Source organism: Kosmotoga sp. DU53, from assembly GCF_001639905.1.
Taxonomy (GTDB): domain Bacteria; phylum Thermotogota; class Thermotogae; order Petrotogales; family Kosmotogaceae; genus Kosmotoga; species Kosmotoga olearia.
Genome location: NZ_JGCK01000043.1, coordinates 1 through 11672 on the forward strand (window position 1 = coordinate 1; position 11672 = coordinate 11672).

The 11672-nt window shown below is 47.5% G+C and carries 6 protein-coding genes, 2 rRNA genes and 1 pseudogene; 5 read left to right on the plus strand and 4 right to left on the minus strand.

Annotated elements, in window-relative coordinates; translation table 11 throughout:
- A partial coding sequence (locus DU53_RS05945) for a transposase (protein WP_063728001.1) occupies positions 1-268 on the minus strand: 268 nt, incomplete at its 3' end.
- Between the two features lie 271 nt (positions 269-539).
- On the opposite strand from DU53_RS05945, the gene DU53_RS05950 reads away from it, so the two are divergent.
- Entirely contained in the window at positions 540-1034 is a 495-nt protein-coding gene (locus DU53_RS05950; RefSeq protein WP_015868492.1) for an inorganic diphosphatase, read from the plus strand.
- Positions 1035-1048: 14 nt separating this feature from the next.
- Here DU53_RS05950 and DU53_RS05955 read toward each other — a convergent pair whose 3' ends face one another.
- Both DU53_RS05955 and DU53_RS12500 read right to left on the minus strand, forming a co-directional pair.
- Positions 1049-2830: an HD domain-containing phosphohydrolase gene (locus tag DU53_RS05955; RefSeq protein WP_063728003.1), complete on the minus strand. Its 1782-nt coding sequence runs from the start codon at positions 2828-2830 to the stop codon at positions 1049-1051.
- A 23-nt stretch (positions 2831-2853) separates the two neighbouring features.
- On the minus strand, positions 2854-3921 hold the full coding sequence (locus DU53_RS12500; protein ID WP_082853844.1) for an HD domain-containing phosphohydrolase: 1068 nt from the start codon (positions 3919-3921) through the stop codon (positions 2854-2856).
- A 446-nt stretch (positions 3922-4367) separates the two neighbouring features.
- Between DU53_RS12500 and DU53_RS12830 the strand changes: the two genes are divergently transcribed.
- Entirely contained in the window at positions 4368-4559 is a 192-nt protein-coding gene (locus DU53_RS12830) for a DUF6485 family protein (protein WP_082853843.1), read from the plus strand.
- Positions 4560-4608: 49 nt separating this feature from the next.
- Positions 4609-6140: pseudogene (guaA, locus tag DU53_RS05965) on the plus strand (glutamine-hydrolyzing GMP synthase).
- A gap of 14 nt (positions 6141-6154) precedes the next feature.
- On the opposite strand, the gene DU53_RS05970 reads toward guaA, so the two are convergent.
- On the minus strand, positions 6155-6655 hold the full coding sequence (locus DU53_RS05970) for a hypothetical protein (protein WP_063728006.1): 501 nt from the start codon (positions 6653-6655) through the stop codon (positions 6155-6157).
- A 585-nt stretch (positions 6656-7240) separates the two neighbouring features.
- Between DU53_RS05970 and DU53_RS05975 the strand changes: the two genes are divergently transcribed.
- Both DU53_RS05975 and DU53_RS05980 read left to right on the plus strand, forming a co-directional pair.
- Positions 7241-8779 (plus strand): 16S ribosomal RNA (locus DU53_RS05975).
- Between the two features lie 70 nt (positions 8780-8849).
- Positions 8850-11672 (plus strand): 23S ribosomal RNA (locus DU53_RS05980); the annotation flags it as partial.

Here is an 11672-nt window from a genome sequence, read left to right on the forward strand (position 1 = left end):
TGTGTTCTTTTATCTTATCCAGGCCGAGCTCTTCTTTAAGAAAAGCGGGTATCTTGCTTTCATCTGCTATGAATGAAGGCTTCCTTTTCGGAGGCTGGAACGCATTTTCTTTGTATCTTTCGTAGCGCTTTACCCAACTCATGATAAGTGAAGCATCCACATCATATTCGACTCCCAATTCTCTGTAACTCTTGTCTGTCCCTAAATACTCCTTAACCAATTTGATTTTGAATTCCGAACTGTATCTTCGCGGTGTTTTTCCTTTCATTCCTTTTACCCCCTTTTTCTTTCCTTTATTCTATGCTGTTGGGCTTCTTTTGTCCAATCCTTTTAGGGGGTAAATATGTCACGCATAACCTACAACCCACAACCGACAACGGCTTTTCTTGAACTTTCGGATTCTCAGCCCTCGAAGATATTATGATGTAAAATTGAATCTGACGGAAAGAATTGAGAATTTTTGAGCGATTTGTTTATCGAGCTTTCTAGTGTTAAAATGGCACAATGAAAAGAGATTTTGAAATCGGGAGGAGATACAAATGGTTGTTACAGTGATGGTTGAAATTCCCAAGGGTAGCAGAAACAAGTATGAATATGACAAAGAAAAGAAAATGATTCGATTCGATAGAACACTTTTTTCGTCTGTGCATTATCCAGCTGACTATGGGTTCATTTGCGATACGCTCGCATTAGATGGAGATCCGCTTGATGCCATGGTTCTTGTTTCTGAACCAACTTTCCCAGGATGCATTATAGATGTGGTTCCAGTTGGCGTTTTCAAGATGTGGGACGAAAAAGGAACTGATGAAAAGATATTATGTGTTCCCGTAAAAGATCCTCTCTGGAATCATATTGAGAATCTAGAGCAGGTTCCACCACACCTCCTTAGAGAGATAGAAAACTTTTTCTCTATTTACAAACAGCTTGAAAACAAGGTCACTGGTACCGAAGGTTGGGAAAGAAGAGAAGCTGCTGAAAGGATAATAGAAGAAGCTCAAAGGCGCTATCAAGAAGTGAAGAAAAAGAATAAGTAACGCTTTTGCGTCTATCAACCTTTATCTCGGTGCAGTTCGTATACACGTTTTACTTCATCCAGAACATCAAAAAACGCATCAAGAACAACAGGATCGAATCGCTTTCCGCGATCCTGCCGCAACATTTTAAGTGCTGTTTCAAACCCAAAGGCCGGTTTGTAAGGCCTTCGTGATGTTAATGCGTCAAAAACATCAGCAACAGCTACTATGCGCCCAGCAAGGGGAATCTGTTCGCCCTTCAACCCGTAAGGATAACCACTTCCGTCCCATTTTTCATGATGCCCTATTATTACATCCCTTGCAGTTTTCATAAAGTCAATGCCAACCTTTGATATTAGATTTTTGCTCATCTTTTGCAAAACCCCTTCACCTATAATTACGTGGGTCTTCATGATTTCAAATTCTTCTTTGGTGAGTTTTCCAGGTTTCAGAAGTATTTTGTCTGGAATTCCCACTTTTCCGATGTCGTGTAATGGACTGAACCATAGTACTTCGCGGATAAACTTTGGCGTGAGTCTATCGTCATCTTTTGCAAGTCTGGAAGCAATCAAATACGAATACAGCGAAACCCTTGTTAAATGTTCGCCGGTCTCGAGGTCTTTTTTTTCTACGATATCAGCAAAGGTTCTCGCAGTCGTCGCTATCAATTCCTGGTTTATGTAAGAATTGTAAATAAGACCCTTGATAATCCTTACAAAACGTTCTACTCTGGAAGCATTTTCCTCCGTGAAAAAATTTGCTTTTGCACTGTTCACGAAGAAAAAACCTATGCACCTATGATTAACAAATATTGGAACGGTTATGCTCGATCTCATGCCTTCTTCCAAAATAAGCCTGGTTGCCTCGGACTTATGTACATTTTCATAGTAATGCTGGAGATCGTTAATTATACGTGGACGCCTATTCTCCATGACTCTACTGAGTGTCGTGCGATCAAGTCTATAGACGAACCCTGATCTAAGGCGTATTTCACCTGTTTTTGACACAGCCGTTTCTGCAATAACGTTTCCCAGCTCATCTAAAAAAGCAAATGCTATCCGATCCGCATTCACATATTTGTTCAATGTCTCAAATATGTTGGGAACGACATCCTCCAGAGTTCCAATGGTTGGAATATTCAACAATTCTCTGTCAAACTTCAGCTCATTGATAATCTTTTCCGTGCTTTCACGGACCTCTTCAGTTTCCTTCAGCACCGATTCCTGTTGTGTTTTCAGTTCTTCATGTTCAAGAAAGGAATCTATATTTTCCATACTCTGCTGAACATATTCCACATAGTCTTTGAAGCTTCTCCAGATAAATAGTAAAACAGTCACTATGATCCCAAGACTGGCAATTATGATATACAACGCTACATTTTTTAATTTGTTAACAGACCGGACCCTGTCGTACACCCAATTTTCTACTTCTCTCTGCAAATCTTTAAGAATCGTGGCAAACCGTAGGTATTGATATTCGTCTGTTATCAGCGGAAGGATTTCATCGGAAGAAAAGGATATAGGGATTTGTGAAGAATATTTTTCAAGTTCCCTTAATTCTTTGGATAGTTTTGATAGTGTCTCCGCGTACTCTGGAACTTCTTGTATTTGTCCCTTATTATCATGATAAAGATTATGAAGTCTTCCAACCTCCAAAACCATTGTGTTAATTTTCGAGAAGTCATTTGCGATTTTTTCGTAATACGCAAGCTTTGAGCTGGCTAATCCAAATAATAGAAGCATAGCCCCAATTACACCAATAGAAGCAATGGTAACATAGAGTAAAATATTTATATATGTTCTTACACTTTTTTTCATCAGCTATCATCCCAAAAAAGCTTCTATTTCTTGTTAAAATCAAATCCTTCCTTGAAAACCTTCAAACAAGCTTGCACCACATCTGGATCATACAGCTTCCCAGCATTTTTATCAATTTCTTCAAGAGCGTTATCGATTCCCAGTGCTGGTCTATAAGGTCTGTGTGAAGACATCGCTTCAACCACGTCAGCAACGGCTATAATCCTTGCTTCTAAAAGAATTTTATCATTTTTCAATCCCAGAGGATATCCCGAACCGTCCATTCTTTCGTGATGTTGAAGAACAATATCAGCAATTGGCCATGGAAATTTGATTTCTTTGAGGATTTCATAACCAGCTTCTGGATGACTTTTTATCATTTGCCATTCAACCGGTGTTAGCGAACCAGGTTTTACTAATATTTCGGACGGTATAGAGATTTTTCCTATATCATGAACCAACCCGGCCATAGCAACAGCGGTAACTCTATCCTCTGGTAAATTCAATTCTTTTGCAATCTTGCTAGCCAAAATAGAGACCCTATGTTGGTGCCCCGCAGTATAAGGATCTTTCTTTTCAACGACCTTTCCCAGAACGCGGATAGCTCCTCGTAACGTCTCTTGAAGTTCAAAGTGAACCTTTTTATTTTCCGTTATATCCCTTACTGTTCCAACCATTCTTACTGGCTTACCATTTTCATCCCATTCGACAACTTTCCCGCTGATGAAGGCCCACTTCCATTCTCCTGATTTTGTATACAGGCGAGCTTCTACTTCATATTTATCCGAAAGTCCTTTCAAATGATTTTCCAACATTTCTTTGGTTCTTTTAACATCTTCCGGATGAACAATAGCAAAGAATTTCCCGATTGCACTTCCGCTGATCGTCCCCGCGCTATCCCATCCGAAAAGAACGGCGAAACGTTCATCCAAAAAAACTTCATTTGTTTTAAGATCAAGATCCCAGATACCCGCTTCAGTTCCCTCAAGAGCCAGATCAAGACGTTCTTTAATTTTTGTTAGTTGTTTCAATTCCATTTTTTCTTTGGTCACATTCACAAGAGTGATAACAAAAACTTCTTCATTACCAAGAAAAACCTTTTCTGCATTCATCTGGACAATTTTTTTGCGGTTATTTGGAAGGTCTAACACAAATTCCCGGATCCTTTCATTCGAAACGGGATAATCAAAAGTAGAACCAATGAGTTGTCGCCCCTCAAAAAGTCTTTCTGCGGCAGGATTAGCATAGATTATTTTGCGGGTCTTTTTTACTTACGAGTATCGAAGCAGAGGTATTATTTAAGACCATTTTTAGTAATTTGATTTCTGGTACATCTGTCTTATTGTTTCTAAGCAAATCCACCATCCCCTTCATATACCGTATTCCAGTACTTTTAAACATGGAGAATGATGCTATGACATTTTAGTTTACCACTAGTTCGTGTCTATAGAAAACACTAACAATTGAAATATGAGTAAGCATTTCTATGCTAGAATTATTTTAGTCCTTATGTTGATTATTCATAATTCGCATGAGGAACTCTTAAGGGGGGGATAATATGGAATGCACGAACTTTAAGCAAAATCTTCAAAAGTGCAATTGTAGTTATCCTGGTTGTCCAAGAAAAGGGAAATGCTGCGAGTGCCTTTCTTATCATCGTTCCCGCGGAGAGTTACCTGCGTGTTACTTTACTGAAGCACAGGAAAGAACCTGGAACAGGAGTATTGAGTATTTCATGAAATCCCGCTGAGAAATGAGCTTTCTGGCATGAAAGTAGACATTTTTGAGGAGGAAAACAGATGAAAAAAATAGTCGTTGTTGACTATGGTTCCCAATATACGCAGCTAATTGCTCGGCGATTAAGGGAAATAGGCGTTTACAGTGAAGTAGTTCATCATATAGGAAAAAATCGGCCTGAAGAGATTGAAGGGGTAATACTTTCAGGTGGCCCACGGAGTGTTTTGGCCACTGATGCGCCGTCCTTGCCCTCGTGGTTAAGAGGGTTAAAGGTACCTATACTTGGGATATGCTACGGGATGCAGCTTATTGCAAAAGAATATGGTGGTATAGTTGAAAAAACAGAAACAAGTGAATATGGAAGAACTCACATCAAACTTGATCAAAAGAATCCTATTTTCAAAGGGCTTCCAGCTGAGCTTCACGTTTGGATGAGTCATGGAGATAGTGTTGTCAAAATACCCGAGCATTTTGCAACGATAGCAGAAACAGAAAACGGGATTCCAGCAGGATTATATTCTTTGGAAGAGGATATCTGGACATTACAATTCCACCCTGAGGTCAAACATACCGAACATGGTATGAAGATTATCGAAAACTTCGTCTTCAATATATGTAAGATGGAACCGAATTGGAATATGGAGAAATTTCTTGAGGATATGGTGAAAAAACTCAGAGAAGAAACAGGAGATGGAATAGCAGTTCTCGGGTTATCCGGTGGGGTTGATTCTTCTGTAGCGGCTGTTTTAACTCATAGGGCTATTGGCAGCAGACTGAAAAACATATTTGTAGATCATGGGCTTCTAAGGCTTGATGAAGAAAAAGAGGTTCCTGCGGTTTTTAAAGAAAGGCTTGGTTTGAATGTCACGGTGGTTAATGCCAGGGATCGTTTCTTGAAAGAGCTAAAAGGTGTGATAGATCCAGAGGAAAAACGAAAGATAATTGGCCGAGAGTTTATCAAGGTTTTTGAAGAAGAAGCACTGAAAACCGGTGGAGATTTTCTTATACAGGGAACCATATATTCTGATGTTATAGAAAGCGCCGCTTCTGGATTGGAAACGGCGAAAATAAAATCTCACCACAATGTCGGAGGTTTGCCTGAGGAAATGAACCTCAAAGTAGTTGAACCCTTGAGATATTTATTCAAAGATGAAGTAAGAGTTCTGGGGGAGCTATTAGGAATACCGAAGGAAATGCTTTACAGACATCCTTTTCCCGGTCCGGGACTTGGGGTCAGGATCATAGGAGAGATAACAGCAGAAAAACTCGACATCCTAAAAAAGGCTGATGCGATCTTTATAGGCTTAATTGAAAAAAACCGGTTGGTACGACAAAGTGTGGCAAGCTTTCAGTGTGTTATTGAACGCTAAGTCTGTTGGCGTTGTGGGGGATGAGAGAGCTTATGAATATTGTTTTAGCATTGAGAGCTGTGAATTAGTGAGATTGAACGGAATGACCGGCGGTAGTTGGTTCGAGAATTCCCTACGAAATACTGGATGAAGCTGCAAGGAGGATATGTAATAGAGTTAAAGGAATCGGGAGGGTTGTTTACGACATAACCTCAAAACCACCAGCAACGATAGAGTGGGAATAAACGACACAGAAAATTCAAAGCGCTTTATCAAACAGGAGCTCGACATTTTTCAAAAGATAGTCGAGAACACTCTTAAGAGCTTCAAGGCTTGCAAGATTGTTCTGGTATCTTTTTAGGTTGAAAGCAAATCGTGGATCAAGGTGAACAATTGTTCTATCTCTGCATCGCTTTACTTGTTCAATGTACGAAATTGTCTCATTTTCAAGATTTTCGAGGGAGTCAAGCAGCGGATAAACCTTGTACCTGAGCTCTTTTAGGACATTTTGCCGTATGAATCGTCTTAGTTTGTCGAAGGTATAGCCACTGTTTCGAATGAGCTTGGCAGCTCTTACAACAGCACTTTCATAGGTTGAAAGAAGCTCGAGATCTTCAAGTTCTTCAGGAATTTTCTCTTGTGCTTTCTCTAATAGTATCTGAACTTCCTCATTTAGAATTTCAACTTCCCTTTTTAGCACCTTTTCTCTTAAACAAAAGGCTTTCCTTTTTTCTGGTTTTATAGTATCTACGAGTTTCATTTGGCATACTCCTAATCCCTGGTCATAGCATTTAATCCATAATGATTATAACGTACCGGCATCTAAAACCGAGATCCGGTGTTCGAGATCCGACAACCGAGAGACCAAGAAGATGAGAATCGGCTCTCAAAGCTCTTTCTACACCCAAGACCCTTAACCCCATACCCGATTTTTATCTAAACTCCAGTCTCCAACATCCAATCTCGTACTTTAATTTTTGTTCACAAGCTCTCGGATTCTCTGTGTTTTCGAACAACCGACAACGATTTCTTACATCCGCCGAAGGCGCTTACCCCTGACATAGTCAGGCTTACCCCCAGCGCAGCTGGGCACACCCACGCGAAGCGTGCTTACTCGCCGCGTAGCGGCCCTCTCGGGTCTCGGCTCTCGGACTCTCGGATCTCGATTAAGTCGAACAGCAATCCCCTATGAAATGAATTCACACATTGCGAAGGAACTGGTAAGTTTCCTGTAACTTGACAGGTGGGGAAGGTGATGGTAATATAGTTAGCGCTGGAGATAAGAGGGTCATTGAAAAATGGATAGCGGTCCCAAGGAAGAAAACTTTGAGTGGAAAGAGAGCCATGGATGGAGGGTTTGATCCTGGCTCAGGGTGAACGCTGGCGGCGTGCCTGACACATGCAAGTCGTACGGGCGGACCCCCTTCGGGGGGCGAGCCAGTGGCGAACGGGTGAGTAACACGTGGGAACATATCCGCTGGTGGGGGATAACTACCCGAAAGGGTAGCTAATACCGCATAAGCCCGAAAGGGGAAAGGTGCGACAGCATCGCCAGTGGAGTGGCCCGCGGCCCATCAGCTAGTTGGTGGGGTAAGAGCCCACCAAGGCGACGACGGGTAGCCGGCGTGAGAGCGCGACCGGCCACAAGGACACTGAGACACGGGTCCTACTCCTACGGGAGGCAGCAGTGCGGAATATTGGACAATGGGCGAAAGCCTGATCCAGCGACGCCGCGTGCGGGACGAAGGCCTTCGGGTCGTAAACCGCTGTGGTAAGGGACGAATAGCCGGTGGAGTGGAAAGCCACCGGAGGAGACGGTACCTTACTAGGAAGCCCCGGCTAACTACGTGCCAGCAGCCGCGGTAATACGTAGGGGGCGAGCGTTACCCGGAATCACTGGGCGTAAAGGGAGCGTAGGCGGCCCAGCAAGTCGACTGTGAAAAACCGGAGCTCAACTTCGGTCCTGCGGTCGAAACTGCTGGGCTTGAGGACAGTAGAGGGAGACGGAACTGCCGGTGTAGGGGTAAAATCCTTAGATATCGGCAGGAACGCCGGTGGCGAAGGCGGTCTCCTGGGCTGGACCTGACGCTGAGGCTCGAAAGCCAGGGGAGCGAACGGGATTAGATACCCCGGTAGTCCTGGCCCTAAACGATGCTCACTAGGTGTGGGGTGCGTAGAGCACTCCGTGCTGAAGCAAACGCGATAAGTGAGCCGCCTGGGGAGTACGCCCGCAAGGGTGAAACTCAAAGGAATTGACGGGGGCCCGCACAAGCGGTGGAGCGTGTGGTTTAATTCGATGCTAAGCGAAGGACCTTACCAGGGCTTGACATGCTGGTGGTACTGAACCGAAAGGGGAAGGACCCACCGTTAGGTGGGAGCCAGCACAGGTGGTGCACGGCCGTCGTCAGCTCGTGCCGTGAGGTGTTGGGTTAAGTCCCGCAACGAGCGCAACCCCTGCCCCTAGTTGCCAGCGGTTAGGCCGGGCACTCTAGGGGGACCGCCGCCGACGAGGCGGAGGAAGGGGGGGATGACGTCAGGTATCGTGCCCCTTATGTCCTGGGCGACACACGCGCTACAATGGGACGGACAGCGGGGAGCGAGGCAGCGATGCTGAGCAAATCCCTGAAACCGTTCCTCAGTTCGGATTGCAGGCTGCAACCCGCCTGCATGAAGCCGGAATCGCTAGTAATCGCGGATCAGCCATGCCGCGGTGAATACGTTCCCGGGCCTTGTACACACCGCCCGTCAAGCCACCCGAGTTGGCAACACCTGAAGACGGGTGTCCCAACCGAAAGGGGGGAGCCCGTTTAAGGTGGGGCTGGCGAGGGGGGCTAAGTCGTAACAAGGTAGCCCTACCGGAAGGTGGGGCTGGATCACCTCCTTTCTAAGGAGTCAAGTGCGGACCGCTATCCATCTTTGAGTGACTCTCAGGTCATTGAAAAGTGCATAGGGAAGGTAAAGGTACAGAAGGCGCACGGTGGATGCCTAGGCAGCAGGAGGCGAAGAAGGGCGTGGCAAGCTGCGAAAAGCCACGGGGAGGTGCAAACGACCGTTGATCCGTGGATGCCCGAATGGGGAAACCCACCTACCTGAGAGGGTAGGTATCTCCGAAAGGAGAGGCGAACCCGGTGAAGTGAAACATCTCAGTAACCGGAGGAAAAGAAATCAACCGAGATTCCCTGAGTAGCGGCGAGCGAAAGGGGAGGAGCCTAAACCGTGGTAGTGTAGAAGCCTGCGGGCGTTGCTACCACGGGGTAGAGGGACGCAACTGGGCGAGGCCGCAGACTCGCCGGGGAGTTACAAACCTTGCATCTAGCTGAAGGGTCTGGGAAGGCCCACCGGAGAGGGTGAAAGTCCCGTAGGCGAAAGGTGCGAGGCTCCCTGGGTTGTGATCCCGAGTACCACGGGGCACGAGGAATCCCGTGGGAATCAGGGGGGACCACCCTCCAAGGCTAAATACTCCCTGCTGACCGATAGCGCAAAAGTACCGTGAGGGAAAGGTGAAAAGCACCCCGGGAGGGGAGTGAAAGAGGACCTGAAACCGTGTGCCGACAAGAAGTGGGAGCCCGAAAGGGTGACCGCGTGCCTTTTGATTAATGAGCCTGCGAGTTATCGTAGCTGGCGAGGTTAAGCCGGGAGAGGCGAAGCCGAAGGGAAACCGAGTCTGAAAAGGGCGAGGAGTCAGCTGCGGTAGACCCGAAACCGGGTGAGCTACCCATGGGCAGGTTGAAGGTGGGGTAACACCCACTGGAGGACCGAACCAGTTGGCGGTAAAAAGCCATTGGATGACCTGTGGGTAGGGGTGAAAAGCCAACCGAACCCGGTGATATCTGGTTCTCCCCGAAACGTGTCTAAGCACGGCCCTGCATGGTCAGTGATGGGGGTAGAGCACTGGTTGAGCTAGGGGGGCAACCTCCGACCTCAGCCAAACTCCGAATACCATCACTCAAAGTGCAGGAGACAGACTACGGGCGATAAGGTCCGTGGTCGAAAGGGAAACAGCCCAGACCACCAGCTAAGGGCCCGAAGAGGTGGCTAAGTGTTAAAGGAAGTGAAGAGTCGAAGACAGCTGGGATGTTGGCTTAGAAGCAGCCATCATTTAAAGAGTGCGTAACAGCTCACCAGTTGAGGCTCTTCGCGCCGAAGATGTAAGGGGGCTGAAGCCACCCTCCGAAGCTGTGGGACAGCAGCGAAAGGCTGTTGTCGGTAGGGGAGCATTGCGCGGTAGGGCGAAGGCAGACCCGCGAGGGCTGCTGGACGAAGCGCAAGAGAGAATGCAGGCATGAGTAGCGAGAGGAGAGTGAGAATCTCTCCCCCCGAAAGCCTAAGGGTACCTGGGGAAGGGTCGTCCGCCCAGGGTTAGTCGGTACCCTAAGGTGAACCCGAAAGGGTTAGCCGATGGGAAACCGGTTAATATTCCGGTACCAGCTAATAGTGAGGCTTGGGGCGTGACGCAGGAGGATAGGCCTCGCGTACTGGTTGCACAGTGCGTCCAAGCGTCAAGGCCGATGATGGAGGTAGGCAAATCCGCCTCCGGAGGCTGAGGCGTGATGGGGAGCTTCTTCGGGAGCGACGAGGTTGCGTTCACACTGCCGAGAAAAGCGTCGCAAGCCGCTTGAGCTATTAGCTGACCGTTCCGCAAACCGACACAGGTAGGCTGGCTGAGAAGGCTAAGGGGAGCGGGATAACCCCCGTTAAGGAACTAGGCAAAATGGCCCCGTAACTTTGGGAGAAGGGGTGCTCTCTGGTGTGAATAGCACCGGGGAGCCGCAGTGACAAGGCTCCGGCGACTGTTTACCAAAAACACAGGACTCTGCTAACTCGAAAGAGGAAGTATAGGGTCTGACGCCTGCCCAGTGCCGGAAGGTTAAGGGGAGGGGTTAGCCCGAAAGGGCGAAGCTCTGAACCGAAGCCCCGGCAAACGGCGGCCGTAACTATAACGGTCCTAAGGTAGCGAAATTCCTTGTCGGGTAAGTTCCGACCTGCACGAATGGCGTAACGATCGGAGCACTGTCTCAACGGGGGGCCCGGCGAAATTTCAGTCTGGGTGAAGATGCCCAGTACTCGCAGCTAGACGGAAAGACCCCGTGGAGCTTTACTGCAGCTTGGTATTGTACTTTGTTGTGGTGTGTACAGGATAGGTGGGAGGCTGAGAACCCGGCTCGCCAGGGTCGGGGGAGCCGCCGGTGGGATACCACCCTCGCCACAGCGGAGTACTAACCTGGTGGTGTGAAGAGCACCACAGGGACAGTGCTAGGCAGGCAGTTTGACTGGGGCGGTCGCCTCCAAAAAGGTAACGGAGGCGCACGAAGGTCGGCTCAGGTTGGTTGGAAACCAACCGGAGAGTGTAAGGGCAAAAGCCGGCTTGACTGTGAGGCTGACAGGCCGAGCAGGAGGGAAACCTGGTCCTAGTGACCTTGCGGCACTGAGTGGAAAGGCCGTTGATCAGCGGATAAAAGTTACCCCGGGGATAACAGGCTAATACCGCCCGAGAGTTCACATCGACGGCGGTGTTTGGCACCTCGATGTCGGCTCATCGCATCCTGGGGCTGGAGCAGGTCCCAAGGGTTAGGCTGTTCGCCTATTAAAGCGGTACGTGAGCTGGGTTCAGAACGTCGTGAGACAGTTCGGTCCCTATCTGCTGCGAGCGGAGGAGGCTTGAGGAGGGTCACCCCTAGTACGAGAGGACCGGGGTGAGTGGACCACTGGTGAACCAGCTGTCGTGCAAGCGGCAGTAGCTGGGTAGCCAACGTCCATGAGCGATAACCGCTGAAARC